This window comes from Acidobacteriota bacterium (genome assembly GCA_016196035.1).
Lineage (GTDB): Bacteria > Acidobacteriota > Blastocatellia > RBC074 > RBC074 > JACPYM01.
Genome location: JACPYM010000002.1, coordinates 166,972 through 192,711, shown reverse-complemented (window position 1 = coordinate 192,711; position 25,740 = coordinate 166,972). Strand labels below are relative to the sequence as shown.

Genomic DNA, 25,740 nt, shown 5'->3' with positions numbered 1-25,740 from the left:
AGCTACGCAATCAGCTTTTGCTCGCTGACATACCGAAAACATGCCTTGACGTTGTCTTCCTCAATCTTGATGAGTTCCGGGCGCGACAAATTCGCAACGACAGGCAAGGGAGTGTGGCTGCTCTTCGTTTGCACCAGCTTGAAGGTCTGCGCCAGATACTTGCCGTTGCGGTCGGGGAAGACTTCCCAATACGCCTTGGTCATGCACGGCACTTTGAGCGGGTCGCGCGTCATCATTTCCAGCGAGAAGGTCGTGTTCGGATTGGCCTTCTGAATGGTGGCGACGATCTTCGGCAAATCCAGCAGCCCCGTGCCCAGCGGCACTTCCGACAGCAGGAAGCCGTCGGCGTATGGCTGCACGCCCATATCTTTGATGTGCGTCGCCTTGGCATAAGGCGCGAGCTTCTCGATGACTTCCAGCGGATCATCGAGCAGGGAAATGTTGTTGCCGAAATCCAAACAGACTTGCAGGTATTCGCTTTGATAGGTGCGCAGCAATTTCTGAAAATCTTCCAGCGTCCAGTCTTTGTGATTCTCGACGGCGACGATGACTTTGTGTTTTTCGATGATGGGCAGGGCGGCAGTTAACGCGGCGTAGCTCTGATCCACCCATTTCTTCCACTCGGCCAGCGTCGGGAAGGTTTCATAACGGCGACCGCCCAGCATCGCGGCGCGCACCACTTTCACCCCGGCGGCTTTGGCATCGGCGAGGCCTTTCTCCAGCGCGCTCATATCGCCGTTACGCGGGATCGAAACCATGCCTTCGAGATACATGCCCAACTCTTCGGCGCGCGCGCGCAGCTTTGGCAGATCGCCGTTCAGTCCTGTTTGTATGCCGCCCGCACCGAGTGCGTAGCATTTCTCTAAAAAATCATACGCACTGCGCCCTTGCGGACGCGGCACAGTTCCGGTTCCCGGTTGCGCCGGATTGCCGGACGTTGGCGGGGTCGTAAACGACGTAGACGCGATGCCCATTTTGCTGAGCGGTGCAGTAGTGTTGGCAAATAACGAAGGCGGCATTGCGCTCATTGCCAGCGGCACGGCGCTGTGCTTCACAAAATCTCTTCTGCTGATCTCAGTCATTTGATCTCCTTAGGACAGTAGTTAGGGTTCAGAGTTCACGCTTCAGCGTGTTTGGAGCGCGGCAAACACGCTGAAGCGTGAACTCTGAACAACGCCTTATTCCGCTTTGGTTTTTCCCGCCAGTGTCAGCGCATAGAGCGTATCGCCTGCGCCGACGATCAAGTATTGCTTGCCGTCCAGCGTCCACGTCGAAGGCCCATTGCTGACCGCGCTGGTCAGGCGTTGATGCCAGATGGGGTTGCCATTGGCCGGATCAAAGGCCACCAGTTCGCCGGAATCGCCGGTGAACAGCAACCTGCCCGCCGTCGTCAACACGCCGCCATTCAGCGCGCCGCCGCCGGGGCCGCCGCCTTTGTGTTCGTGCTTCCATTTGACCGCGCCGGTGCGAATGTCCATCGCAAAGAGCGCCGAACTCGTATCGAAGTTGCCGCCCGGCCCACCACCATAGCCTTGCGGCTTTTCTGAAGTGTCATACAAAACCGCCATGCCGTAGCCTTGCGTGCCGGTAAAATAAAACAACTCAGTCAACGGACTGTAACTGGGCGGCTGCCAATTGGTCGCGCCCATCGCGGGCATGTCAATCATCGAACCGTCCACTGTCGGCTCTTTCGCCGGGTTGGGAATCGGCTGCCCTTTGGCGTCCACGCCCAGCGCCCAATTGCCGGTGCCTGCGAAGGGTTTGGAAACCAGATTCTTGCCGTTCGTGCGATCCAGCACGAAGAACCATCCGGCGCGCGCGGCCTGTCCCAATAACTTGCGCGGCTGCCCGTTGATGACGGCGTCAAACAGGACGGGCGTTTCGACATTGTCCCAATCGTGTGTGTCGTGCGGCGAAGGTTGAAACCACCAGACCAGTTTGCCGGTGTCGGGATTGAGCGCGACGATGCAGGCCGTCCACAGATTCGCGCCTTTGCGGCTTTGGCCCGCAAACACAGGGTTCGCGTTGCCGGTGCCCCAATAAATCAAATTCAAATCAGGATCGTAAGTGCCGGGCATCCAGGTCATGCCGCCGCCGTGATGCATGGCGTCCAGATCGGGCCAGGTTTCAGAGCCGGGATCGCCCATCTTTTCGGGCGTCGTATACCAGCGCCATTGCAATTCGCCGGTGTCGGGGTCGCGCGCTTCCAGATAGCCGCGCACGTCCATCGCGTCGCCGCCGACGCCGACGATGATGTGGTTTTTGACGACGAGCGGGGCCATCGTGGTGAAGTATTGCTGCTTCTCATCGGCAATCTTTTTGCGCCAGCGTTCCTTGCCGTCTTTGGCATTGAGCGAGATGAACCAGCCGTCGGGACTTTCAAAATAGAGCCATTCGCCATACATCCCGACGCCGCGCTGGCCGACGAGGTGACCGCCCTGATCTTCAAAATCGTATTGCCAAATGTGCTCGCCGGTGCGCGCGTTGATGGCGAAGATGTGATCGGGGATGGTGAAATACAAAATGCCATTCACCAGCAGCGGAGTGGATTTGATCGTCGGGTCGCCGACACCGCGCTGCGGGCCGATGCCGCGAATGCGGTACATCCATTCGATCTTCAGCAGGTCAACGTTGGTCTGATTGATCTGCTTCAAGTCGCTGAAACGCCGTCCCGAATAATCGCCGTTATAGGTCGGCCAGCAATCCGCCGGTTGTTTGAAGAGGGTGAGCGTCTTGGGGTCAAGCCCTTGCGCGTTGAGCGAACTAGCCGCGAGCGCCAGCGTCAACGTGAGTAATAGCCGGTTGATTTTCATTTGAGTGTCACCAGATAGGCCGCGAGGTTGTTGATGTCAGCATCCGTGTATTTGGGCAGCAAGGCGCGATGGCCGGTCAGCTTGTCTTCGATTTCGACTTTGACCTGTTGGCGCGGCCAGTGATGGTAATTGCCTGCGGCGTCAATCAGCGAAATATCGAAATCGTTATTCGTCTTGACTGTGCCGCTGATCGTCTGCCCGCCGGGCGTCGTCACTTTGGCTTTGGCCGGGCCTTGCGCAGCAGGCCAGAGGAAGCGCGACTTGAGGGCGGTCACCTGGGCGAACTTCGCGCCGATTTTCGCCAAATCGCCCGTCGCGGAATGGCAAGCCGTGCAGTTGGCTTTGAAAAACGCCTCGCCCTGCTTGGCATCGCCCGTCGCCTGATTGCGCAACGATGCATAGGTCGAACCGTAAGTGCCACGATTCGCCGTCAATTCGACTTGCAGATGGATGTATTGCGAGATGGCGTAAATGTCATCCGCCGACAGGCCAGGGAAGGCAGGCATATTGCCGCGTCCCTGTTTGATGACCGGCGTCAGTTCTTCGCCTTTGACATCGTGCAGCACCAGCGGCGAACGCAGCAGATTGGGCGCTTGCGCCCCACGGCCATCTGCGCCGTGACAGCCGCCACAGTTTTGTTTATAGAGCGGCTCGCCCTTTTTCGCCGCCGCCGGATCAGGCGCTGGGCCTAGCCCCAGGAACTCGCGCAGGTTGCCGCCGCGCCGTCCGCCGCCACCGCCGGGTTCTTGCGCACTAGGATTGTTTGCCGTGACGGCCAGCAACAAGACGCTGCCAAGCGCGACGGCTAGCAGCCGGAATTTACGTTGATGACACATATCGTTCTCCGAAGATGAGTTCGTAATGAGTGCGTCAGGTGCAGGCGTTCAGAGTTCAAGCTTTAGCTTGTCCGGGTCCGCCGTAGTCGCGCCCGGACAAGCTAAAGCTTGAACTCTGAACGCCTGGTCGCCAGGGCCGCATTTTCTGCCAGTGGTCTAAACTCGATTTACCGGGCGGCATCCAGCCCGTTCAGCCCGCGTTTGTAATTCGGGTCCAGCGCCCAGATGTCAGAGCGATAGCTGATCGAATTCGCCGTCGGAAAATTGGCCGGGACTTTTTGCGTCACCTTGCCCGTCGCGGCCCATTCCGTCCCGCGTTGAAAGGTCGTGATGAAGCCGACGCAGCTCAGCGCCACAATGTCGTGGCCCAACGCCGTGTGAAAGATGCGCCCTTTGCCGTAACTGAGCGTCAGCAGCAACGGCTCGTCGCGGCCTGTGCCTCTGTTCGCCGGGTCTGAATAGGCCGTCGCCAGCACGTTCATGTTTTTGCCCGGCCCGCGCAGGCGCGAATAGAGTTCATCGCCTTGATGCATCCAGAGCTTCGGCAAGCCTTTGGTGATCGGATGATTCGCATCGCGCATGTTCATTTGGTAAGCCGTGCGCGCGCCGTGATTGCCCGCATTGCCGGGCGTGTTGTCCGACACCAGCTTGTCGTCTTTGAAGTACCAGAATGGCCCGGCTTTTTCGTTGCGATTGCGCCAGCCGCCGATGCCGATCATTTCATTGAAGGCGGACCAGCCCGCAAAGGCATTGTCGGCGGCATGCACAATGACGACCCCGCCGCCATTTTTGACGTATTCCTCAAAGGCGGTTTTCAGCGCGGCAGGCCAGCGTTCATCGGGCGCGTCGTAATTCCAAACGACGACCTGATACTTGCCGAACTCCGGTTTGAAGCCGCTGTAATCGCCGCCCGCCGGGGGCGCGGTGACGACATCAACTTGAAAGAGGCCGGTTTCTTCGAGCTGTTTTTTCAGCACGGGCGTGGTGAGTTGCCATTTGTGATACGGCCCGCCGCTCTCGCCGTCGAGCAGCATCACGCGAATGGGTGCGGCAGCGGGCGCGGCCAACACCGTCAACGTGAGCAAAAGAATTGTGCAGAGAAATCTTTTCATCAGTGGTTATCCAGAATTTTTACAGTACCGCGCGCGTGAGCAAGCGGCGGTTGTCACCTCATACCCAAGCAGCGCCAAACCTGTGGCGCCGCTTGCTCACGCGCGCGGTACTGTACCAGTGTCCCAATTGATTTAGCGTCCTTCGCTTGAGGGCGGCACGACGCCTTTGAGCCGCATGTAAACGCACATATAGCCGTACTCTTCATTCGAGTGCGAGACAGTCTGGAGCAAGGCGCCGATGCGCGTGCGCTGGCGCTGGCCCATCGTGACCAATTCGACGGCTTTGGCATCAGTCGTCAATCCTTCAAACGCCTGATCGCACAGCGTGAAGGACTCTTTGAGCGCCGCGACCAATTCGGCCTTGGTTTTCTTTTGACCGGCGTTGACGGCTTTGGCCGCGCCATTCACCGTCGAACACGTGCGCGCTTGCGAATCGGCGACGTGCGCGATCAGTTCGCCAAAGGTGCGCACGTCCGGCGTGGCTTTGAACGCATAGTTTTCCTCCGGCATCTTTTCGGCCATCTTGATCAGATTGGTTTTGACGCCGTTGTACATCTGTTTGGCCTCGGCGCTGAGCGGGTTGGACGGGGCGGCTTGCGGCGCGGCGGCTGCGGGCGCGGCGTTTTGAGCAAAGGCCGTGACGGCCAACGCCACGATCAGCAGAATGGATGGATAAAGTTTCATAGGTAGCTCCTTGTGAGTTGCGATTGTGCCCGCAGCTCAAACGGCAAGCGGCGGACAAGTTGGGCGACTGACTCGCAAGAGTCGCCAGATTGTCAGTGTATTTTTGGATTGAAGTGCAATTCCAGCAGCGATTGCTTGCCGCACAATATGTCAGACGCTGAGTTCTGTCGAGTGGTTACGCATTGTCTGAAAGCCGCGCACAGTCGCCATTGCCTGTCAGCCTGTCTTGCCCGTGTTGCGGTGAGCGGCTATGCTGCGGCCTCACGCACGACCTAGTACTCCATCAAGCTGTAAGTGATGGATGCTGAGAGCGCATCCGGGATGTAGGGCGGGATTAAATCCCGCCCTACATCCCTCATTTTCAGCTTGATGGAGTACTAGCAGGGAGGAACCGCTTTATGACTGTCAATGCCGCATTTGCCACGGTACCGAAAAAAGCCCCGAAAAGTGCAAGCCAAAGCTTCTGGTCTTCGCTTGAATGGCCCGCCGGTCTGGGCGCCATCATCCTCCAGCCGGATGCCGAGCACGACCGCTGCACCGATGAGGACTACGCGCAATTTTGTGCCGCGCATCCTGAACCCCGCACCGAAATGACCAGCGAGGGCGAAATGATTATTCAACTGCCAGTTGTTTCCGAAGGTGGTGGCCGCAATTTTTTGTTGACCGGCCGTTTTGCAATTTGGGTCGAAGCCGATGGCACAGGCAAAGGTTTTGACTCCTCTGCCGGATTCACCTTGCCCAACGGGGCCAAACGCGCCCCTGATGTTTCGTGGATGCGGCGCGAACGTTGGGACGCCTTATCGCCGGAGCAGCGCCAAACTTTTGCGCGCATCTGCCCCGATTTTGTCGTCGAATTATGTTCGTCCTCAGACCGGCTGAAACCGTTGCAACGGAAAATGGAAGAGTACATGGCGAACGGCGCGCAATTGGGCTGGTTGATTGATCCATTGAAAAAGCAGGTGCACATTTACCGCCCTAATACGGCGGTCGAAATTCCGGACAAGCCCACCGAGCTTTCCGGCGAACCATTACTGCCGGGGTTCACCTTGAAACTGGCGGACATCCTCGATTGAGCCAGCCGTGGCAGTACCGCGCGCGTCAGCCAGCGGTGGCGCCGACATTTACGAATGGGCAATACTCGGATGCCCGCTTGCTGACGCGCGCGGCACCGTTCCATAGCTCAAGCGCCCGTGAGAATCGAAACATACGTGGGCAACAGCTTCTCTTCTTTTTCGCGCGCCGCCCGCGCCGCGCGTTCCTCGCCCGCTTTGACCGCCGCGTATTCCTCTTCGGTCAGAATGGCTTTCAACCACAGTTGCAAATCGCGGCTGCCCAGCGCCAGCCAGTGCCCGCGCGGGCTAAACGCCACCGAGTTGTAGCTGATGTTTTCGTATTGCAGTTTCCGCACGACTTCGGCGGTCACCGTTTTCCAGACCATGATTTTGACGCCCAAACTGCCCGCCGCCAACAACGCGCCATCCGGACTGAAGGCCACCGACGTGACGCTGTTGCGCAAGCCGGTGAAGCTGCGCACCTCGCGCCCGGCCTGCAAATCCCATAGCTTGACCTCACCGCCTTCGCCGCCCGACGCCAGCCAGCGCCCGTCGGGGCTGATGGTCAGCGCCGCCACGCCGTTGCTGTGACCGCTGAGCAAGCTGCTGGCGCGGCCTGAATGCAAATCCCACAGCATGATCGTGTGATCCCAACTACCCGACGCCAGCATTTGTCCGTCGGGCGCAAAAACCACCGAGGTCACAGGCCGGGTGTGGCCGCGCAGCGTTTCGACTTCGTGCCCGGTGGCGGCGCGCCAGATGCGAATCGTTTTGTCGTGGCTGCCCGACACCAGCCATTGACCGTCGGGGCTGAACGTGACGGCGCGCACCTCGGCGCTGTGGCCGTGCAGTATTTGCAATTCCTTGCCGGTGTCGGCCTCCCAGATTTTGATCGCGCGATCACGGCTGGCCGTCGCCAGCAACAGATCGTTGGGGCTAAAGGCGACCGAATTGACACTGGCGTAATGGCCCGTGAACGTGTGCTGTTGCAACATCGAATCCACTTCCCAAAGTTGCACGCCGCCGTGCAAGAAACCCGCCGCCAACGAACGCCCATCGTGGCTGAAGGCAATCGCCCGCACATAATCGCGCGGGTCAATCGCATAGCGTTTGTCGAAACGTTCGTGAATGTGCTGCAAGTCTTCCTGCAACTGCGTCAGCCGTTCCAACAGCTTTAACCGGTCGTGATAGGTCGTTTCGTGCGCCGCTTTCTGCTCTAACTCTTGCAGCACGCGCGTGAGTTTTTCCTGCTCGGCCACGGCAATCACATAACCCTGCAACTGCGCCGCATCCTGTTTGACCTGGGCGACGCGCGCCTGCACCGGTTCGACCAAACGTTCGAGCAGCGCCTGCACTTCCGCGCGCAATCCGTTAAACCAAGCGTCGCCTTTGACACGCTCGTAATACCGCGCATCGCCGCTGATCGCCTGTTCCAGATTGGCGATGGCTTCGTCGCTTTGTCCGAGCAAGGCGGCCACGGCGGCGCGCTGGTAATGCGCCTCGTAAAATTGCGGCAATAACTCGACCGCTTCGCGCAATTCGGTCAAAGCGGGTTCAGGCTGCTGTTCGATCAAACAGACCAGCCCGGCGAAGTAATGCGCCTCGGCGGCCTGCCGCGCATCGGCGGGACGCGCGTACTTAGCGGCCTTGCGAAAGTATTCGAGCGCCCTGGGCAGATTGATCGAATGATAAAGATAAATGTTGGCGATGGAACGCAGCACGGCAAAATCGGGATAGTTGCGCCGTTCGGCTTTGAGGAAGTCGCTGAGCGCCTCGGCATACCAGCCATTCAGATAGGCGCGTTCGGCCCGCGTGCGATAGGCGCGGGCCGCGCGCTCGAATTCGGCCAGCCGAATCTCTTGCAAGACTTCGAGCAGCGCCGCGTGCTGCAATTCCAACCGCCACACGGCATCGCCCAACAGCGGCGTAAAATCGGCGTTGAGTTGCGCCAGCGCGCCCGCCAGTTCAAATTCGCGCGTGTGTTCAACGGTTGGTGGTTCGATACGCGCGCCGCCCAGGCCGCTGGTCAACGCGGTCTGATAGACCGCTTCGCTCAACGCCAGCTTGAGCGAAGGTGTTTCAGCCGTGGCGGCGAGTTGGGGCTGTTGCCGCAAGTAATCCGTCCACGCCAGGCGGCCTTCGTAAACATCCAGCAAGTTCATGTTGGTTCCTTTCCAGCCAAGACTATCCAAACTGCGTGCCACCTGGGTTCGCACGCTTCCAGCGTGCGAACGCGAGCGCCGCGAGCTTGTGACCGAGAGGTCGTAGCGTGGCATTTTGTTTAGGCTGAAGGTCATGCGCACACTGTAGTCTATAGTTTCTGTGACTGGCTCACGATGTGCGCGCTCGCACGCTGGAAGCGTGCGTACCCAGGAGCTTCACTTTTGGGATCACGCCTTCCCACTTCCGAACAGCCATCCACAACCTTGTCAAAACTTTGCTTTGCATAACAGTCATTTAGCCCTGGCACGCGAGTTGGTAGCTCGCTCGGCAGGAGGAACAACGATGGAAACCATCCTGCACGACTTACGCTACGGTGCGCGTATGCTACTGAAAAGCCCCGGCTTGACAGTGGTCGCGGTGCTTTCACTCGCCTTGGGCATCGGCGCGAATGTGGCGCTGTTCAGCGTCGTCAACGCAGTGTTGCTGCGTCCGCTGCCTTATCCGCAGCCGGAGCGGTTGATGCAACTGGGACAGAGCGGCACCGGCGGCGATGATGGTTCGGTGGGCGAACCCAAGTTCCTCTTCTGGCACGAAAACCAGCAAGCGTTCGAGGCGTTGGCGCTTTATCAATCCATCGGTTCCGGCGTCAATCTGGCGGGCGGTAATGAAGCCGAATTCGTGCCCGCGCTCAAAGTCTCGCAAGATTTTTTCCGCGTGCTCGGCGTCGCGCCGCAACTGGGCCGCAGCTTCGTCAACGCAGAAGACCAGCCCAGCGGCACACCCGTCGCGGTGTTGAGCGAAAGTCTGTGGCGGCGGCGTTTTGGCGGAAGCGCTGATTTGATCGGGCGCACCGTGCTGATTGACAGCGTACCTCACACCGTCATCGGCGTGTTGCCGCGCGGTTTCCAATTCCTGCCCGAATCCGATGTCTATGTGCCGCTACGTCCTTCGCTCAAAGGCGACAGCGACCCCAATTACGGCGCGCTGGGCCGGTTGAAAATCGGCGTGACGCCCGCGCAAGCCAAGGCCGAAATGCAGTTGGTCGGCGAAAAGTATCGCGCCCAGTTTCCGCGCCGCATGCAGCCGAATGAAACTGTCGGCGTCGAGCCTTGGCAACAGGCGATGACGGCGGATGCGCGCGGTCTGTTGTGGTTGTTGCTGGGCGCGGTCGGTTTCGTCTTGTTGATTGCCTGCGCGAATGTGGCGAACCTGCAATTGACGCGCGCGACGGCGCGGCAGCGTGAATTGGCCGTGCGGCAGGCGCTGGGCGCGGGCTGGTCGCGCGTCTTACGGCAGTTGCTGACCGAAAGCCTGTTGTTAGCGTTATGCGGCGGCGCGGCGGGCTTGCTGCTCGCCGTCTGGGGCGTGGATTGGCTAGCCGCGCGCGTGCCAGAAGGACGCTTGGCTTATCTGGGCGGCATCACGCTGGATTGGCGCGTGCTGCTATTCGCGTTGGCGGCGGCGGTCACGACGGGCTTGCTATTCGGCCTCGCGCCAGCCTGGCAAGTGTCGCGCGTGGATGTGAATCAGGCGCTCAAAGACGGCGCGAACCGTGGGATGGCGAGCGCCAGCCAGGGGCGTTTGCGCGCCGCGTTGGTCGTCGCCGAAGTTGCGTTGTCATTGTTGCTGCTGGTTGGCGCGGGCTTGACCTCGCGCACCTTCGTCAATCTGCGCGAGGTCAAGCCGGGTTTTGATGCGCACAACGTGCTGACCTTTCAACTCTCGCCCAACGGCGCGAATTATGACACGACGGCAAAGACGGCGGCCTTTTACGACCGCGCGCTCGAACGGTTGCGCGCCTTGCCCGGCGTCGAATCCGCCGCTGTCACCAGCAACCTGCCGCTCTCCGCGCAATTCCGCATGCCTTTTGCGATTGCGGGCCAACCCGCCCGGCGCGAATCGGTGCAGTTTCGGTTGATCTCCGCCGATTATTTCAACGTGTTGCGCGTGCCCGTGCGGCAAGGGCGCGCGTTCGCGGCGACTGATGACACGGGCACGGAACACGTCGCTGTTGTCAACGAGGCGTTTGCACGGAAATTCCTGGCGAACGTTGAGCCGCTGGGCCAGCCGTTGCAGATAGGGCGCGGGCCAAACGCCCTGCAACACCGCATCGTCGGCGTCGTCGGCGACACCAAACACTTCGGCTTGAACGAAGCGGCGCCGCCGATGATGTTCATCCCCGCCGCGCAAGCGCCCGCTGATCTCACGCTGATGATGCGCAAGTTTTTGTCAGTGAAGTTTATGGTGCGCACGACAGGCGACCCGCTGGCGTTGAGCGCCGCCGTACAGCAACAACTGCGCGAAGTGGATGCCGCCTTGCCGGTGACGGCGCTGCGTTCGCTGGAAGAGATCGTGGATCGTTCGGTCGCGGGCGAACGCTTCAACCTGGCTTTGTTGGGCCTGTTCGCTCTGCTTGGCATGGCGCTGGCCGCTGTCGGGATTTATGGCGTGATGAGTTACAACGTCGCGCAACGCACGCCCGAACTGAGCTTGCGTCTGGCCCTGGGCGCGCAACCGGGGGCGCTGTTGCGGTTGATGCTGGGGCAGGGCATGAAGCTGGTGTTGCTGGGCGTAGCGCTGGGCGTGGCGGCTGCGCTGGCGTTGACCCGCGTGTTGAAAGCCATGTTGTTTGGCGTCAGCGCGACCGATCCGCTGACCTTTGCTTTGATTGCGTTGCTGCTGACGGGCGTGGCGTTCCTGGCGTGCTGGCTGCCCGCGCGGCGCGCGACAGCGGTTGATCCGTTGGTGGCGCTGCGCAGCGAATAATTTCGGTGTCGGTGCGCAGCAGGCTGGGGAGCCTGCTGCGGCTTGGCGGTAAGGGCGCAATCACTTTCCCTCGGTCCTGCGTGCAGGTCGCAACAAGCTCAATGCGGATGACGATAGCATGAATGCCGAAATCACCAGGACTTACGCAAAACGCGCGCGCGATAGCCACAGAGGCACAGAGACACAGAGCTTTGTTACAGTTCTGCCGGAGATCGCGGTCTTCCTCTGTGTCTCCGTGCCTCTGTGGCAAATCTTTGCGTAAGTCCTGATCACCTTCATTCCGTCCCGGGCGCAGGCCGCAGCAGGCTGGCAGCCTGCTGTACAGTCTTGCTTGCGCGCTTTTGCTCAGCCGTTGGGCAGGCTTCCGCAACAATCATCTGAAAATACCTGTGCAGTGGCTGGCACATCTGTTGCACCTCTCTGCTTGGGCGAGTCATTCGAGGTGAATACTCAACAGATCGTTATTCCCATGAGATAAGGAGAAAAGACTATGCAAACGTCTCAAGCAGTTGCGAAACAACCTGAACCGCTGGCCGCAGCGAAACCCAAGGCGGTGACAGCGGCGGAATCCAAACCGCTCTTTGTCGAAGCCGAACAGTTGTTCGAGCAGATGAAAGAGTTGACCCAAAATATCGCCAAGCGCGCTTATGATTTCTTTGAAGCGCGGGGGCGTGAGTTTGGCCGCGAATTGGACGACTGGTTCCGGGCCGAAGCCGAGATGGCGCGGCGCGTGCCCGTCGAGATCAAAGAAGAGAGCGGCAAGTTGATCGTGCGTGCTGAAGTGCCGGGCTTCAAGGCGGAAGAAATCAAGGTGAGCGTCGAACCGCAACGCCTCGTCATCAGCGGCAAGACCACCACGCAGGAAGAAAAACAGGAAGCGCAGACGGTTTATTCGGAATGGCGCGCGAATCAGTTTTGCCGCGCCCTCACATTGCCGGGTGAAGTTGACCCGGCTAGCGCTGCCGCGACGATCAAGGAAGGCGTGCTGGAACTCACCCTGACCAAAATCGCCACGCCAGCGCCAGTGCAAGTCGCGGTGAAGACGGCCTAGGCTTTCTCTGAGCCGGCCAGATTCACCGCAGCAACGCGATGCCGCAGCCCAATGCCGCAGAAAGAAGCCGTTGAAGGCGCTTTCTGCGGCATTTCTCTTTTAGGACTTACGCAAAAGCCGGAAACATTGCCACAGAGGCACGGAGACACAGAGCCAGAGAGCTAGGTTTCCGGTCTGGCAAGGCTTTCCTCTGTGTCTCCGTGCCTCTGTGGCAATGCTTCTGCGTAAGCCCTATCTTTTATGGTCTGAGCAAATTCCCGCTAATGGTTGAGCCATATTCCACGCTGATCCTGCTCCGCCCGTTGTTGGCCGCACGGCACGGGCGTTGCCAGAAGGACGGCAGCATTCAGCCCACGCGCAAGGTTACGCAAGTGTGGGCGGTTTTCTCCGAAAGGCGGTGTTGCCATGGTTGATGTCAAACGCATTCTTTGTCCGCTAAATCATTTGCCCACGGCGGCAGACGCGGTGGAGGCGTTGCGTTATGCCGTCGCCTTAGCTGCCGCATACGAGGCTGAGTTGTTTGTCTGTCATTGCACTTCAGACCCGCTCACCGCAGAGCACGCGGCGCATTTGCGGCAGACCTTTGAAGCGCTCTTGCACGAGTTGAATGGGCCTAGGCCGATTGCTTGCCAGGTCTTGTTGATCGAAGGCGATCCGGTGTCAGAAATCCCGGCTGCCGCCGCTGAGCGCCGCGTGGATTTGATTGTGATGCGTTCGCGCCGCCGCCCCCTCGCCGCAGCGTTACTCGGTTCGACCGCTGAGGCGATTTGCCGGACAGCGCCTTGCCCGGTCTTCGTCACGCATTCAAACGAACACGAATGGGAGGGCTTGCAAGAGGGCGACCTCAAGTTGCGGCGGCTGCTAATCGCGCACGATTTTTCCAACGATTCGGAATTAGCGTTGTCCTACGGGTTGCTGCTGGCCCAGGAGTATCAAGCCGAAGTGCATCTGATGCACGTGCTGCCGTATGAACCTGTGCCGGCCTTGGCGGTGATGCCGAACAGCGAGGCCGCTGCCTTTCACCAGGCCGCGCGCCGTTTGCAATCCGCCGTGCCCGCCGAAGCGTTTTTGTGGTGCCAGATCAAACAGGTCGTGCGTTCGGGCCAGCCCTACCGCGAGATTCTGACGTATGCCGAAGATCACGAAATGGACTTGATCTGCCTGGGCGCCCAAGGCGCGGGTTTCTCGATGCACGCCCTGTTTGGGTCCAACGCCGACCGCGTCTTGCGCCAGGCATCTTGCCCGGTGCTGATTACGCGGCCCTTGAAACCGGCGCTGAAGCAACAAACCGAAGCGGCGGTTTTGCACGTGTCGCCGCAGCGCGGAAGCTTGATGATGGCTGATGGCGGCACTGACAGCGGACGGATGCCCGAATTGTAACCCTCCTGCCCAACGCAAAACGGCGCGCCGCGAGGTTGAGTTGTGTCCTGTCCCTGTGTTGCTGCCTAAAATAAAGATGTTTTCCCACGAAGCCACACGAAGAAAACACGAAGAACGTCAAGCATCTTCGTGTTTTCTTCGTGTGGCTTCGTGGGAAAAAGCTTTGCACTCGCCGGCCACACAACTTTAGGACACTACTCCTGGTTGAAAAACCTGGTTGAAAAACCTGGTTGAAGAACCTGGCGGCGCGCCGTTTTACCCGGCCCGAAACAGCGTTACCAACGGCATTGCGCCGGTTGAAGAGAGAATGCGCCCGTTGTTGAAAGATTGCCCCGCGACGCTGCGTTCAGTCACTACGCCGCCGCGCACATCGAGCAGGATTTCGATGTCCACGCGGCCCCGCCAAACCAGTTTGCCTGGCGTATAGGGAGCAGGTGTCGGCGCTGGTGTGGGCGTGGGTTGCGGCCCGCGCACGCGGCCACCGGTGTATGTTTCGCCTTGCGTGACGCGCGCGAATCGGAAGCGTTGATTGGCCGCGCGCGTTTCCTTCCAAACGTAAAGCTTCGCGCCGTCGTTCTGATTGAATTCGGCCAGGTCGAGTACGCGGCCCGTGCGCGAAAGGATGGCGTATTCGCCGTTGCCCTGCTCCACAATGCGCCATTTTTGCGTGTCGGTGTTGCTGCGGTTGTTGCGCACGAACACCGCCGTGCCATCCGTAGGCCGGCTGTTGGCGACTTCCAGCGCTTTGCCGTTTTCGCCGGAGCGCAGGTAAACATAACCGCCGCCCGCGTCTTCGATTTCCCACTGCTGATTACGCGCGCCGCTCGGCGACCATTGTTGTAAGGTCTCTTGGTCTTCCAGCTTCAGATCGAGGTATTTGCCGCTGTGCACGCTTTGCACTGAGTAACGACCCGGCCCGCTGTACTGTCCCAACGCAGGCGTCGGCGTGGGCGTCGGACGCATCACCAGTTCGCGATCACGCGGACGGATGCCGCCCGCCACGGCTGGCAAATCGCCCAGGCGATAAAACCGGAAGCGCTGATTTTCCAAGCCGTGCTCGCCCATCACTTGCAATTTGGCGCCGTCCTGCATGCGTGCCGTCGCGGGCACGTCAATCGCTTTGCCGGTTTTGCTGACGATGGTGTATTGCCCATTGCCCGCGTCGTTGAGCTTCCACAACTGATAATCGCTGTCGCGTTTATCAGCCACGATCAGGTTGACGCCGTCGCGCGTGCGGTTCTCGGCGAAATCCAACAGCTTGCCATCGGCAGCCGAACGCAGCCAGTAATAGCCGTTGCCCGCGTCTTCGACATCCCACTGCTGATGGGCTGCGCCGTGCGTGGCCCATTGCTGCACGGTGCGTTTGTCTTCCTGTTTCACGTCGAGCGATTTGCCCGACGCGACATTTTCAATGCGATAGCGGCCCGGTCCGGTGAACGCGGCCTGTTGCGCCGTGGCGTTGGGTGATTGCAATAAGCCAAAGCCGCACAGAGCGAAGGCCAGGCAGCGAATCCAGTTACGCATAACATCTCCTTACAAAACTCGCAGCCGGTTGGGACGACGGCCACGCCGGTGGAACAACTCAGGGAAAATTGCGGTGTGGGGGATTAAGAGGTGGGCGGATTCTAAATCACACAGCAGAGGATTGCCACAGAGGCACGGAGACACAGAGAGAAGAAACGAGAGAGTGTGTCCAAACTGCCCGCCTGCGTGTCTTTTCTCTGTGCCTCCGTGCCTCTGTGGCAACGCTTCCGGCTACAAACTGGGCAGGGCGGCGTTGAAATAATCCCGCAAACGTTGCTGGCCATACGCGGGCGCGACGCAATCAACCTGCGTCACCGCGACGCCGAAATCCATCAGCGCGTGCAGACGCGGGTTGATGAGTTTGAGCGGCGTGATCAACGCTTTGAATAAGCCCGGCGGGACTTTCATCAGTTTGGGCGGACGGCCTAGCACGTCAAACGCGAGTTCGGTGATTTCTTTGCGAGTGAAAACCTCCGGCCCGCCAACCAGCATTTCGCGTTCGTTGCTCGTCAAGGCTTCGACACAAGCGCGCGCGACATCGGCCTCGTGAATCGGGTTGGTGCGGCAACTGCCGTCGCCAATCAGCACGCCGCGCCCCTGTTTGGCGTATTTCAAAATCTCCAGCATGAAACCAAAAAAGCCCGTCGGGCTGACGACGGTGTGCGGCAGGCCCGAAGCTTGCAAGGCTTCGGCAAAGCGCGCGTGCGCATCGGCGTATTCGACCTGTCGTATGGTATTGGCGTGCGCCAGCGAGACATAAACAAACTTTGGCACGCGCTGCCGTTGCGCCTCGGTCAGCAAATTGACGTTGCCTTGCCAATCCACTTGGTAAAACGACTGCCGATTGCCAAAGCCGCCCATCGTCATCGCAGCGCCCGCGCACGAAATGATTGCATCCACGCCTGCGCAAGCGCCGTCCAACGTCTCCGGCTTGGTGAGATCGGCCTGCTTCGTTTCATCGGCTTCAATGTTGGCAGGGTTGCGGGCCAAGACGCGCACGCGGTGGCCTTGCTGTTTGAGTTCATGCACGACACAACGGCCAAGCTGGCCCGTGGCTCCGGCAACGAGGACAGTTTGCATAAGTATTTTCCTGTTCGACTAAACACCTGGCTTGGCGAAGCCTTTGGAGTGCGGGCGGCACAGGCCGCCGCTTTGGTATGCCCTTGATTGACTAAGCGCCGAAGGATTACTAAAGCGACGGCCTGTGCCGCCCGCACTCCAAAGACGCTGCGCGTCAAAGCGCCAACGCCCGCAAAATCGCTGCACGCTCGGCGGGCACTTTGACAAAGGCATTGGCGAATTGCGAGGTCAGTGCGTGCCGCTGGCCTGCCTTGTCTGTGCATCCAAGCGTGCCGCCGTGATAGCTGACGGTGTAATCAGGGTCTTTCAAGACGTGCCCGGTCAGGATGGCGACGACGTCTTCGTTGGGTTTAATCTCGCCCGCAGCGACCAGCTTTTTGATCCCCGCCAGCGTGACTGCCGAAGCCGGTTCGCAACCGATGCCGTCGCGCCCGATCATTGCTTTGGCGTCGGCGATTTCCTGTTCTGTTACGTGTTCGACCAGGCCGTCGCACCAACGCAAGCCGCGCACGGCTTTGGGCCACGAGACCGGATTGCCGATCTTGATCGCGGTCGCCAATGTCGCCGCGCCCGCAACCGGCGTCAGCGTTTCGGCCTGTGCCTGCCACATGCGATAAAGCGGATTCGCGCCCTCGGCCTGGATGATCGTCAGTTGCGGCAAGCGTTCGATCACGCCGCACTGCTGCAATTCGTGCAGCCCTTTGGCAATCGCCGACGAATTGCCGAGGTTGCCGCCCGGCACGGCGATGCGATCTGGCAGTTGCCAGCCGCGTTGTTGCAGTAATTCAAAGGCGATGGTCTTTTGGCCTTCCAGCCGGAACGGGTTGACCGAATTGAGCAGGTAAATCGGCGTCTCGTTCGCTACCTCGCGCACCAGCCGCATCGCATCGTCAAAATCGCCTTCGATCTGCAAGACCTCCGCGCCGTAATCGAGCGCCTGCGACAGCTTGCCCAATGCAATTTGCCCGGAGGGAATGAATACGAACGCCTTCATCCCCGCGCGCGCCGCATACGCTGCCATCGAAGCCGACGTATTGCCCGTGCTGGCGCAGGCGACCGCGGTCGCCCCCAAACGCCGCGCCTGCGTGATGCCGGTCGTCATGCCCAAATCCTTGAACGAACCGGTCGGATTCATCCCCAGATGTTTGAAGGCCAGCCGCTCCATCCCGGCGTAGGCCGCCGAACGCGGCGCATCCCAGATTTGCGTATTACCTTCGGTCAGCGTGACGACTTCGTCCTCGCTCGCTTCGGGCAGCAATTCGCGGAAGCGCCAGACGCCGCTCTGGTCAATCGCTTTGGGCGACGCGCGCCGCCAGTCCCAGCCGCTGATCAAGCGTTCGCCAGAGACGGCGCTCAGGTCATAGGCGACATCCAGTAAGCCCGCGCATTGCGGGCAGGTGTAAAGGTGTTCGGTCGTAGGGAATTCGGTTTGGCAGTGAATACATTTCAGTGAAGGCATAAAAATAGGAAACCATGAATCGAGAGTAGTGTTTTGATCGTGAACGGCTATAGCCGCGCACACAGTTTAGACTGCGAAGGGGCATGACAAAAGCGATCTTTGGAATCTGCGCGAGTCGTTGCGCGGGCAGGAAATGAGATAGGGCAGAAGGAGATTACGGAACAGACGGAAATAACGGAACACACGGAAAGTTTTTGGGTTGGTTCGGTTCTTCTTCCGTTTGTTCTGTTATTTCCGTCTGTTCCGTAATCTCTCTTTATTGGCTGTTGCGAACCGCGAATTATTGCGAGGGCTGATCCAACTCAAACGCCCGGTGAATCGCGCGCACCGCATCGGCGGCCTGGTTTTCGTGCACAATCAACGAGATGTTGCGTTCGGAGGAGCCTTGCGAAATGGCGATGACGTTTGCGCCCACCGTGCCTAACGCGCCGAAGACTTTGCCCGCGATGCCAGGCGAACCTTGCATGCGGTCGCCCACCGCCGCGACGACGGCAATCGAATCATCAACCGAAATGTCTTCGATGTGGCCTTGCAGCAAGTCCAATTCGAGCGAGGCGCGCAAGGCTTTGACCACGCGGGCGGCTTCACCTGCGCCGACGACGAAGCAGAGATTGTTCTCGGACGATGCCTGCGAAATCATCAACAGGCTCGCGCGTTCGTTGGCGACGGCGGCAAAGGTCTTGGCCGCGATGCCCGGAATGCCCTGCATGCCTTTGCCGCTGATCGAAATCAGGCTGACGTTGCGGATCGAAGTCACCGCCTTGACGCCGCGCGACGAAGGGTGCCCTTCCACCGATACCCGCGTGCCGGGGTCTCCGGGTTGAAAGCTATTCAAGATCAAGACAGGAATGTTTTGCTTGAAGGCCGGCAGAATCGTTTTGTGGTGCAGCACTTTTGCGCCGTAGTAGGCCAGTTCCGAAGCCTCGCTGTAACTGATCTCGCGCATCGTGCGGGCTTCGGGAACGTCGTTGGGATTGGCGGTCATCACGCCGTTCACATCCGTCCAAATCCAAACCTCGCCGGCATCCAGCGCCGCGCCGATGATCGAGGCAGAGTAGTCCGAACCGCCGCGCCCCAGCGTAGTCTGCACGCCGTCTTCGGTCGCGCCGATGAAGCCGGTGATGACTGGGATCGCGCCCGCTTCCAACAACGGCAACAAGCGCGCGCGTGTCTTGACTCGCGTCTGTTCCATCAACGGTTCCGCCGCGCCGAACTGATCGTTGGTGACGATCAACTCGGTGGCTTCGATGGTTTCGGATTCAACCTCGCGCGCGGCAATCGCCCCGGCCAGCAAGGGCGCGCAGAGCCGTTCGCCCATGCCAGAAATCACATCCAGCAAACGCGGCGTCAACTCGTGCACCATCGTCAAACCCTTGCACAACGTCTCGAAACGTTCGATGCGCTGGCGCAAGGTGTCCAACGCCTGCCGGCGGCGCGTGCCATCATCGGGCATCAGGATGTGCGCGGCCTGGCGATGCGGTTCGTAAAGCTCATCGCTGACCGTTTTGTGCCAATGGCCCTGGGCGGCATTTTCCGCCGCAGCGATTAGCTTATTGGTGACGCCGCTCATCGCTGAGGTGACGACGACGACCTGGTGGCCTTGCCGGGCGCTGCGGACGGCGAGGTCTGCGGCTTGGGCGATGCGTTCGGCACTGCCAACGGAAGTGCCGCCGAATTTCATAACGATAAGCATGTTGAAGGACTTCTACGTTCGCTGTTTGTCGAAACGTTGGGTCAACCACGTCCAAACAAAGGCGAGCGTAACGAAGCTCAAATCAATGAGAACAATGATAAGTGCGCAACTTCTCGCCCAAGGGAATTTCGCATACAACGGATAAGAAATGCCCAGGACAATCAAGGGCATGATGATTTCGGGCAAAAAGGCATATCCGCTAGTGTCGGGATTACCTTTGTAGGCTTTATACGCGCGGGTCAGAAAAACAAGATAAGGAGTGATCGCAATCCAACCGGATGCGAACAATACCAAGCTAGCCAGTACTTCTCTGAAACCCGGCATAAAACCTCAGTCATTGTGCAAGGTATTTATAACAGCCCTTTGGCGACCAGCAACTCCGCGTTCAACAACGCCGCTCCCGCCGCGCCACGCACGGTGTTGTGGCTGATCAGCGTCAGCTTGAAATCGAAGATCGTGTCTTTGCTGATGCGGCCTACGACCGTCGCCATGCCATTGCCAGCGTCACGATCCAGGCGCGGTTGCGGGCGGTCTTTTTCGCTGCGCACGATGATCGGGCGTGCCGGAGCGGTCGGCAGTTTCAATTCCTGCGGCAAGCCGGTAAACGATTCCAAAGCCGCAATGACCTGTTCGACGGTGGCTTTCTTTTTCAGCTTGATGCGCACGGATTCGAGGTGGCCGTCCTGTACGGCCACGCGGTTGCATTGCGCGCTGACCAGGAAGGGCGCGGAGACGATCTTGGTGCGCGTCAGTTTGCCCAGAATCTTTTGCGGCTCCATTTCGACCTTTTCTTCTTCGCCGCCGATGTGCGGGATGACGTTGTCAATGATGTCCATCGAAGGCTCGCCGGGGTAGCCCGCACCGGAAATCGCTTGCATCGAAGTCATCATCACGGCTTCCACGCCGAACGCTTTGTGCAAAGGCGCGAGCATCATCACCAAACCGATAGTTGTGCAGTTCGGATTGGTCACGAGGTAGCCTTTGCCATAGCCGCGTTTCTTTTGTTGATACGGAATGATGTCGAGGTGGTCGGGGTTGATCTCCGGCACGACCAGTGGCACGTCGTCGGGCATGCGGTACGAAGACGAATTGCTGATGACCGGATAGCCCGCAGCAGCGAATGCGCTTTCGGCTTCGACCGCGATATCAGAGGGCAGGCTGGAAATGATTACGTCGCAATCAAGCGGCGGTTTGCAGCCGAAAACCTTAATATCCTTTACGGCGTCAGGCATCTCAAAAGGCAGCTTCCACTTGCACACGTCCGCGAAACGCTTACCCTCGCTGCGGTCGGAAGCGGCCAACGCAGTCACCGTGAAATATGGGTGATTGCGCAACATATGGATCACGCGCTGACCGACGGTGCCGGTCGCGCCGAGAATGCCTACACGTCTTTTGGCTAGTTTTTTCATTGCTCCTTCTACTTCGTATTTGATTGGGATCTTCGTTCGGAGTGAGTTCGCTGCGCTTGGTTTGGGCGGGCGCGGAAGGTGAGCGTGACAACTCAATCCTTGCAAGAACACTGTGCGAACGAAGCGAGATGGTAGGGGGTTGCGCCGAAGGCTGTCAACCGTTTGTTCAGCCAACAGGCGCGCAATGACAGAGATGATTGCCACAGAGGCACGGAGTCACAGAGCCAGGCGCGAGATGTATTGAGAGGTTGGCAGAAACGACTTTCTGTCTGTGCAATGAAGCTTGCGACAGTCATAAAAGCTCTGTGCCTCTGTGGCTGGGCTTGAATAGATTTTGTGACTTAGCGCAGAAACAGCAGCAATATCCCGGCCACCATTACGACGCCATAACAAACGGCGACTTTCAACAGCAAGGCACGGCTGCCTAACACGGCAACAGAGCCTGCTTTGAAAACCAAGTTGGAAAGCGTCGCGGTCAGAATGATCTTCCAGCCTTCCTCCGCGCCCATGCGCGCCGTGTGTACCAGTTGTGCAGTCGAAAGCGTAATCGCATCCACATCGGTCAAGCCAGAAAGCACGGCGACGACGTACAGGCCGCGATTGCCGAAGTGCTGTTTGACAGCGGCGACGGCAAAAAGAATCGCGGCATATAGAAGCCCAAAAAATAGCGCCGATTTCAATTCCGAAGGGTTTTCCTGCGTCGGCATCTCGCTGGCTTCGTTACGATTGAGAAACCAAAGCGCGGCTGAACAAAGCCCCAGAACGACCAGCATCGCCGAGAGCGGCACTGCTGCCGCGCTTAGGAACTGCGGAGCGACGGCGGCAATCTCCAACTGCAAGCGCGCATACACGACTGCCGACGCGATCATCACCACAATGGCCGCCAGATTCGCCAGATTCGGCGTGGCGCGCGTGCGTTTGGCATAGCTGACCGTCGTCGCCGTGCTCGAAATCATTCCGCCCAGAATGCCGCCCAACAGGATGCCCGCCTGGGTGCCGAAGAATTTGTAGACGATGTAGCCGCCCAGGCTGATGCCGACGATCAGCACCACCATCCACCAGATCTGGCGCGGGTTGAGCACGGCATAAGGCCCATAGGTGCGATTGGGCAACACCGGCAGGATGACCAGCGAGAGCAGGGCGAATTGCATAATCGCCTTGAGATCGTTCTCGTCCAGATGGGCGACGGCGTTATGCAATTGGCCTTTGTAATGCAGCAGCACCGCGACACAACCGCCGACGGTGATGGCGATGGCGCGTTGGCCGCTGATGAGATACGCGCCGACCGCGAACATCAGCAGCATCGCGGCTTCGGTCGTGAGGCCGGAATCCGGCTTTTGCTTATGCAACTCCGCCTGCTTGCCCAGCGCGATCAAGCCGGTCAGCGCGAGTAAGCCGAAGCCGATGATCCAGCCGCCGTAAGGCAACGCCAACAGTCCGCAGAGCGCGCCAAACAACGTCACGAGCGGAAAGGTGCGCACGCCGCCCAATGATGACGCGGCGCTTTCGCGTTGCAGGCCGACCAGCAGCCCCAGGCCGAGCGCGATGCCGAGTTGTTGAAAGAGATAGGAAAGTTCCATTTGGGTTTGCAGCCTGGGTACGCACCGCTTCCAGCGTGCGGGACTGATTCAAAGACGCAATGAATTCCACTGCGCCACTCGCCAAGCCTGCACGCTGGAAGCGGTGCGTACCCAGGTCAGATTTGAATGACCGCTGCCCCGCGAATCGCGTCGTGTTTAAGCGCGTTCAAGGCGCGATTGGTTTCGGCCAGCGGGAACAATTCGACTTGCGGGCGCAGCGGAATCTCTGCCGCCACGCGCAAAAAATCTGCGCCATCCTGCCGCGTGTTGTTGGCGACGCTGCGGATGACGCGCTCGTGATACAGCCATTGATAATCAAGCGGCGGAATCTGGCTCATGTGAATTCCGCCCAGCGCCAGCGTGCCGCCTTTCTTCAAGGCTTGCAAGGCGGGTGGCACCAATTCACCTGCTGGCGCAAAGATAACGCTGGCGTCGAGTTTGTGCGGCGGTTGATCCTGGCTGTTACCCGCCCAGACTGCGCCAAGTTGCCGCGCTAACGATTGATGCCGGGTGTCACGGGTGAAGGCGTAAACGTCTACGCCCCAATGCCGTGCAATTTGAATCGCGATGTGCGCCGCATTGCCAAAGCCATACAGACCCAGCCGCTGGCCTGGACTCGGCCTCGCAATGCCTGCCAGCCGCAACGAACGAAAGCCGATGATGCCTGCGCACAGCAACGGCGCGGCTTCAACATCTGTGAAGACTGCGGGAATCGCATAGACAAACGCGGCGGGCGCGACGACGTATTCGGCATAGCCGCCATTGACCAGATGGCCGGTGAAGATCGCCGCTTCGCAGAGATTCTCTTTGCCTGCGCGGCAGTATTCGCACTGGCCGCAGGTTTCGTGCAACCAGGCGATGCCGACGCGGACGCCCAGTTGAAAGCGCGTGACTTCAGCGCCCAACGCGGCCACACGCCCGATGATCTGGTGGCCGGGGATGACGGGCAGGTATTGCAGGGGCAATTCGCCTTCGATGACGTGCAAGTCGGTGCGGCAAACGCCACAGGCGCTGACTTTGACCAGAATTTGATGTGGTTGCGGCACTGGCGTCGGTACTTCGGTCAGTTCGAGCGGATTGGTTTCGATGGGGGCGTTGCGAGTGAGCAGACAGGCTTTCATCCTCTGTTCCTTTCGGGGGCTCCTTTGGTGCGCGGAAAATTCCGCCTGATTGTTGGCGAGAGCAACCGAAATGCCAAGCCGGATGGCTGGTGGCGGTGGCTAGCCAATTGGCTAGATCGCTAGCGAATTGGCTAGGGGAGTCGCGTCTGAACAGCGGGCGGCGAATACCGACTTGCTGGCTTTTCAACAAGTTAAGCGGTGCGCTCAGCCGTGGCACGCGGGCTGCACTAAGGCCGGGCGAGACGCTGATGTCCAGCGGCGCAAACGGCAGCGGGTTGTTGTACCTGTAGCTCAGATGGATGAGAGCGCACGCCTGATAAGCGTGAGGGCAAAGGTTCAATTCCTTTCAGGTACATCGGAAAAGTTTGGGAGCGTAGCAAAGCGGCGAATGCACTCGCTTGTCGCGCGAGAGATCGAGGGTTCGAGTCCCTTCGCTCCCGTCATTTTGTGTAAGGGGAGCGATAACTCAAACGGCGAGAGTGCCCGCCTCTTAAGCGGCCTCTTTGCTGCGATGCTGAGAGTTCGAGTCTCTCCCGATCCATTCTTTTGCGGCGGAATGATGGTTGAATGGGACAGCCATCTGGTTGAACGTGACAACTGCAACGCGCAAAAAAGCCGGACGGCGCAGAGAACGGATGTTGCCGTCCGGCTGCGAGGGGCGCGCTGATTTTGTTCGAAGCCATTAGGGTTTTGTGGGGTAGCCAAGTTGGCAAGGCACTCGCCTGTTAAGCGAGCCAGCGCGGGTTCGAGTCCCGCCCCCACAGCTTGTTTGAAAACGCGGCGAATGCTGATGGAACTACATTCTGGAAAATGTTGACGTTTCATCATTCCTCGTCGCCGCATTTGTGAGCGGAGCGCAACTGGCTGCGCGCCAGTCTTCCAAACTGGAGATAGCGGGTTCGATTCCCGTCGCTCACTCTGTGCTGGCGTAGCTCAACGGCTGGAGCAATCGCCTCGTAAGCGATCGGTTGTGAGTTCGACTCTCACCGCCAGCTTTTTGGGAGATCGTCTAAACGGCAAGACGGCGGACTTTGACTCCGTCTATCGAGGTTCGAGCCCTCGTCTCCCAGTGTTTGGGAGCGTAGCTCAGCGGAACGAGCGTCTGTCTTACAAACAGAGGGTCGTGGGTTCGACTCCCACCGCTCCTATGAAATGTCCGACAAGCTGCCAGCTTGTCGCAGTTTCCCGCAATTCGTCCTGTGGGAAAGCCTCGACAAGCTGGCAGCTTGTCGGACAACTCTTGGGATCGTAGCCAAATTGGGAAGGCACTGGTCTTGCAAACCAGCTATTGCGGGTTCAAATCCCGCCGATTCCATTCGCTTTCAGGATGTGGGGCAGTGGTCGCCCACCAGTCTTGGGAACTGGCTGACGCAGGTTCGAATCCTGCCATCCTGACTTTTGACTTTGTCCGTGTAGCTCAGTTGGAATCAGAGCGCCGCGCTACGAACGCGGAGGTCGGGAGTTCGAGTCTCTCCACGGACATGCATCTGGTTGGGTAGCTCAGTTTGGTAGCAGCGCCGGTCTGAAGAGCCGGAGGCCGTTGGTTCGAGGCCAACCCCAACCATTCCCAATCTCAAATCTCAGATTTGAGATTGGGGCGTGGTGATGTAGCTCAGCGGAAATCGAGAGCGCTGGTGTCCGAAGCCAGAGGTCGTGAGTTCGAGTCTCACCATCACCTTAACGTTATCGGCTAGCATAGCTCAGCCTACCTTGGCTTATTAGTGGCAGCACTCGTTTGATAGGCGAGTGGCCGCCGGTTCGATTCCGGCTGCTGGCTCTGTCAAGAAAGCTTCGGGTCACTATGAATTGGGGCTGGGGTGGGCAACTGTCCCAGATTTTGTTATTATCCCGGCGCTTTTGACAAAGTTGCTTGGTGCTAACACCGGTTTCAGGTGAGATTGATAAGTTCGTCGGGTCTGTGGTCGAAATGGAAGAGGCGCTCGTCTTCTAAACGAGTTCAATGCAGGTTCGAGTCCTGCCAGACCCTTTATCGCGTGTGCTCTTCTCGTGTGGGAGC

At 59.2% G+C, this 25,740-nt stretch carries 18 protein-coding genes and 14 tRNA genes; 18 read left to right on the top strand and 14 right to left on the bottom strand.

Features of this window, described 5'->3' with window-relative positions; genetic code table 11:
- Positions 1-2: 2 nt before the first annotated feature.
- The 5 genes from HY011_00940 to HY011_00920 all read right to left on the bottom strand — a co-directional run bounded on the left by HY011_00940 (position 3) and on the right by HY011_00920 (position 5,445).
- Positions 3-1,082 (bottom strand): sugar phosphate isomerase/epimerase, encoded by a 1,080-nt coding sequence (locus tag HY011_00940; GenBank protein MBI3421479.1) that lies wholly within the window; start codon positions 1,080-1,082, stop codon positions 3-5.
- A 96-nt stretch (positions 1,083-1,178) separates the two neighbouring features.
- The gene (locus HY011_00935; GenBank protein MBI3421478.1) at positions 1,179-2,813 is read right to left on the bottom strand and encodes an acido-empty-quinoprotein group A; all 1,635 of its coding nucleotides are present in this window, start codon (positions 2,811-2,813) and stop codon (positions 1,179-1,181) included.
- Complete coding sequence (locus tag HY011_00930; GenBank protein MBI3421477.1) at positions 2,810-3,649, bottom strand: c-type cytochrome; 840 nt, start codon at positions 3,647-3,649, stop codon at positions 2,810-2,812. The genes HY011_00935 and HY011_00930 overlap by 4 nt, the downstream gene beginning before the upstream one ends.
- Before the next feature lie 167 nt (positions 3,650-3,816).
- Positions 3,817-4,761 (bottom strand): ThuA domain-containing protein, encoded by a 945-nt coding sequence (locus HY011_00925; protein ID MBI3421476.1) that lies wholly within the window; start codon positions 4,759-4,761, stop codon positions 3,817-3,819.
- Positions 4,762-4,893: 132 nt separating this feature from the next.
- Positions 4,894-5,445, bottom strand: a complete 552-nt coding sequence (locus HY011_00920; protein ID MBI3421475.1) for a DinB family protein — start codon at positions 5,443-5,445, stop codon at positions 4,894-4,896.
- A gap of 398 nt (positions 5,446-5,843) precedes the next feature.
- Between HY011_00920 and HY011_00915 the strand changes: the two genes are divergently transcribed.
- The gene (locus tag HY011_00915; GenBank protein MBI3421474.1) at positions 5,844-6,518 is read left to right on the top strand and encodes a Uma2 family endonuclease; all 675 of its coding nucleotides are present in this window, start codon (positions 5,844-5,846) and stop codon (positions 6,516-6,518) included.
- Positions 6,519-6,625: 107 nt separating this feature from the next.
- Here HY011_00915 and HY011_00910 read toward each other — a convergent pair whose 3' ends face one another.
- A complete protein-coding gene (locus HY011_00910; protein MBI3421473.1) occupies positions 6,626-8,659 on the bottom strand; it encodes a hypothetical protein in 2,034 nt (677 codons plus the stop codon).
- A 343-nt stretch (positions 8,660-9,002) separates the two neighbouring features.
- Here HY011_00910 and HY011_00905 point away from each other — a divergent pair, with 343 nt between their 5' ends.
- The 3 genes from HY011_00905 (at position 9,003) to HY011_00895 (ending at position 13,857) form a co-directional block, all read left to right on the top strand.
- The gene (locus HY011_00905) at positions 9,003-11,426 is read left to right on the top strand and encodes an ABC transporter permease (GenBank protein ID MBI3421472.1); all 2,424 of its coding nucleotides are present in this window, start codon (positions 9,003-9,005) and stop codon (positions 11,424-11,426) included.
- A gap of 490 nt (positions 11,427-11,916) precedes the next feature.
- Positions 11,917-12,477: an Hsp20 family protein gene (locus HY011_00900; protein MBI3421471.1), complete on the top strand. Its 561-nt coding sequence runs from the start codon at positions 11,917-11,919 to the stop codon at positions 12,475-12,477.
- A gap of 405 nt (positions 12,478-12,882) precedes the next feature.
- A complete protein-coding gene (locus HY011_00895; GenBank protein MBI3421470.1) occupies positions 12,883-13,857 on the top strand; it encodes a universal stress protein in 975 nt (324 codons plus the stop codon).
- Positions 13,858-14,112: 255 nt separating this feature from the next.
- On the opposite strand, the gene HY011_00890 is transcribed toward HY011_00895, so the two are convergent.
- The 8 genes from HY011_00890 to HY011_00855 form a co-directional block, all read right to left on the bottom strand.
- On the bottom strand, positions 14,113-15,381 hold the full coding sequence (locus HY011_00890) for an RICIN domain-containing protein (protein ID MBI3421469.1): 1,269 nt from the start codon (positions 15,379-15,381) through the stop codon (positions 14,113-14,115).
- 231 nt (positions 15,382-15,612) lie between these two features.
- Positions 15,613-16,461, bottom strand: coding sequence for an SDR family oxidoreductase (locus HY011_00885; protein MBI3421468.1), 849 nt, complete (start codon positions 16,459-16,461; stop codon positions 15,613-15,615).
- A 154-nt stretch (positions 16,462-16,615) separates the two neighbouring features.
- On the bottom strand, positions 16,616-17,920 hold the full coding sequence (locus HY011_00880) for a threonine synthase (protein ID MBI3421467.1): 1,305 nt from the start codon (positions 17,918-17,920) through the stop codon (positions 16,616-16,618).
- 280 nt (positions 17,921-18,200) lie between these two features.
- The gene (locus HY011_00875; GenBank protein MBI3421466.1) at positions 18,201-19,613 is read right to left on the bottom strand and encodes an aspartate kinase; all 1,413 of its coding nucleotides are present in this window, start codon (positions 19,611-19,613) and stop codon (positions 18,201-18,203) included.
- Positions 19,614-19,625: 12 nt separating this feature from the next.
- Entirely contained in the window at positions 19,626-19,937 is a 312-nt protein-coding gene (locus HY011_00870; protein ID MBI3421465.1) for a hypothetical protein, read from the bottom strand.
- 26 nt (positions 19,938-19,963) lie between these two features.
- On the bottom strand, positions 19,964-21,022 hold the full coding sequence (gene asd, locus HY011_00865; protein MBI3421464.1) for an aspartate-semialdehyde dehydrogenase: 1,059 nt from the start codon (positions 21,020-21,022) through the stop codon (positions 19,964-19,966).
- 341 nt (positions 21,023-21,363) lie between these two features.
- Positions 21,364-22,602: an MgtC/SapB family protein gene (locus HY011_00860; protein ID MBI3421463.1), complete on the bottom strand. Its 1,239-nt coding sequence runs from the start codon at positions 22,600-22,602 to the stop codon at positions 21,364-21,366.
- A gap of 116 nt (positions 22,603-22,718) precedes the next feature.
- Complete coding sequence (locus HY011_00855) at positions 22,719-23,723, bottom strand: zinc-dependent alcohol dehydrogenase family protein (protein MBI3421462.1); 1,005 nt, start codon at positions 23,721-23,723, stop codon at positions 22,719-22,721.
- Between the two features lie 280 nt (positions 23,724-24,003).
- Between HY011_00855 and HY011_00850 the strand changes: the two genes are divergently transcribed.
- The 14 genes from HY011_00850 to HY011_00785 all read left to right on the top strand — a co-directional run bounded on the left by HY011_00850 (position 24,004) and on the right by HY011_00785 (position 25,710).
- Positions 24,004-24,078: transfer RNA gene (locus HY011_00850), tRNA-Ile, on the top strand.
- Positions 24,079-24,090: 12 nt separating this feature from the next.
- Positions 24,091-24,163 (top strand) — tRNA-Asp (locus HY011_00845).
- Between the two features lie 251 nt (positions 24,164-24,414).
- A tRNA-Asn gene (locus HY011_00840) sits at positions 24,415-24,487 on the top strand.
- Between the two features lie 81 nt (positions 24,488-24,568).
- A tRNA-Gly gene (locus HY011_00835) sits at positions 24,569-24,641 on the top strand.
- 4 nt (positions 24,642-24,645) lie between these two features.
- Positions 24,646-24,718: transfer RNA gene (locus HY011_00830), tRNA-Thr, on the top strand.
- Positions 24,719-24,721: 3 nt separating this feature from the next.
- Positions 24,722-24,793: transfer RNA gene (locus tag HY011_00825), tRNA-Gln, on the top strand.
- A 5-nt stretch (positions 24,794-24,798) separates the two neighbouring features.
- Positions 24,799-24,871: transfer RNA gene (locus HY011_00820), tRNA-Val, on the top strand.
- A 94-nt stretch (positions 24,872-24,965) separates the two neighbouring features.
- Positions 24,966-25,038: transfer RNA gene (locus tag HY011_00815), tRNA-Ala, on the top strand.
- A gap of 8 nt (positions 25,039-25,046) precedes the next feature.
- Positions 25,047-25,118: transfer RNA gene (locus HY011_00810), tRNA-Pro, on the top strand.
- A gap of 11 nt (positions 25,119-25,129) precedes the next feature.
- Positions 25,130-25,205: transfer RNA gene (locus HY011_00805), tRNA-Arg, on the top strand.
- Positions 25,206-25,212: 7 nt separating this feature from the next.
- Positions 25,213-25,287, top strand: a tRNA-Phe gene (locus tag HY011_00800).
- 37 nt (positions 25,288-25,324) lie between these two features.
- Positions 25,325-25,401: transfer RNA gene (locus HY011_00795), tRNA-Arg, on the top strand.
- 11 nt (positions 25,402-25,412) lie between these two features.
- Positions 25,413-25,500, top strand: a tRNA-Ile gene (locus HY011_00790).
- Positions 25,501-25,635: 135 nt separating this feature from the next.
- Positions 25,636-25,710: transfer RNA gene (locus tag HY011_00785), tRNA-Arg, on the top strand.
- The last annotated feature ends 30 nt before the right edge of the window (positions 25,711-25,740 follow it).

Coding starts and splice junctions, on each gene's coding strand:
- HY011_00940 (MBI3421479.1), bottom strand. CDS start 1,082: ATGACTGAGATCAGCAGAAGAGATTTTGTGAAGCACAGCGCCGTGCCG.
- HY011_00935 (MBI3421478.1), bottom strand. CDS start 2,813: ATGAAAATCAACCGGCTATTACTCACGTTGACGCTGGCGCTCGCGGCT.
- HY011_00930 (MBI3421477.1), bottom strand. CDS start 3,649: ATGTGTCATCAACGTAAATTCCGGCTGCTAGCCGTCGCGCTTGGCAGC.
- HY011_00925 (MBI3421476.1), bottom strand. CDS start 4,761: ATGAAAAGATTTCTCTGCACAATTCTTTTGCTCACGTTGACGGTGTTG.
- HY011_00920 (MBI3421475.1), bottom strand. CDS start 5,445: ATGAAACTTTATCCATCCATTCTGCTGATCGTGGCGTTGGCCGTCACG.
- HY011_00915 (MBI3421474.1), top strand. CDS start 5,844: ATGACTGTCAATGCCGCATTTGCCACGGTACCGAAAAAAGCCCCGAAA.
- HY011_00910 (MBI3421473.1), bottom strand. CDS start 8,659: ATGAACTTGCTGGATGTTTACGAAGGCCGCCTGGCGTGGACGGATTAC.
- HY011_00905 (MBI3421472.1), top strand. CDS start 9,003: ATGGAAACCATCCTGCACGACTTACGCTACGGTGCGCGTATGCTACTG.
- HY011_00900 (MBI3421471.1), top strand. CDS start 11,917: ATGCAAACGTCTCAAGCAGTTGCGAAACAACCTGAACCGCTGGCCGCA.
- HY011_00895 (MBI3421470.1), top strand. CDS start 12,883: ATGGTTGATGTCAAACGCATTCTTTGTCCGCTAAATCATTTGCCCACG.
- HY011_00890 (MBI3421469.1), bottom strand. CDS start 15,381: ATGCGTAACTGGATTCGCTGCCTGGCCTTCGCTCTGTGCGGCTTTGGC.
- HY011_00885 (MBI3421468.1), bottom strand. CDS start 16,461: ATGCAAACTGTCCTCGTTGCCGGAGCCACGGGCCAGCTTGGCCGTTGT.
- HY011_00880 (MBI3421467.1), bottom strand. CDS start 17,920: ATGCCTTCACTGAAATGTATTCACTGCCAAACCGAATTCCCTACGACC.
- HY011_00875 (MBI3421466.1), bottom strand. CDS start 19,613: ATGCTTATCGTTATGAAATTCGGCGGCACTTCCGTTGGCAGTGCCGAA.
- HY011_00870 (MBI3421465.1), bottom strand. CDS start 19,937: ATGCCGGGTTTCAGAGAAGTACTGGCTAGCTTGGTATTGTTCGCATCC.
- asd (MBI3421464.1), bottom strand. CDS start 21,022: ATGAAAAAACTAGCCAAAAGACGTGTAGGCATTCTCGGCGCGACCGGC.
- HY011_00860 (MBI3421463.1), bottom strand. CDS start 22,602: ATGGAACTTTCCTATCTCTTTCAACAACTCGGCATCGCGCTCGGCCTG.
- HY011_00855 (MBI3421462.1), bottom strand. CDS start 23,723: ATGAAAGCCTGTCTGCTCACTCGCAACGCCCCCATCGAAACCAATCCG.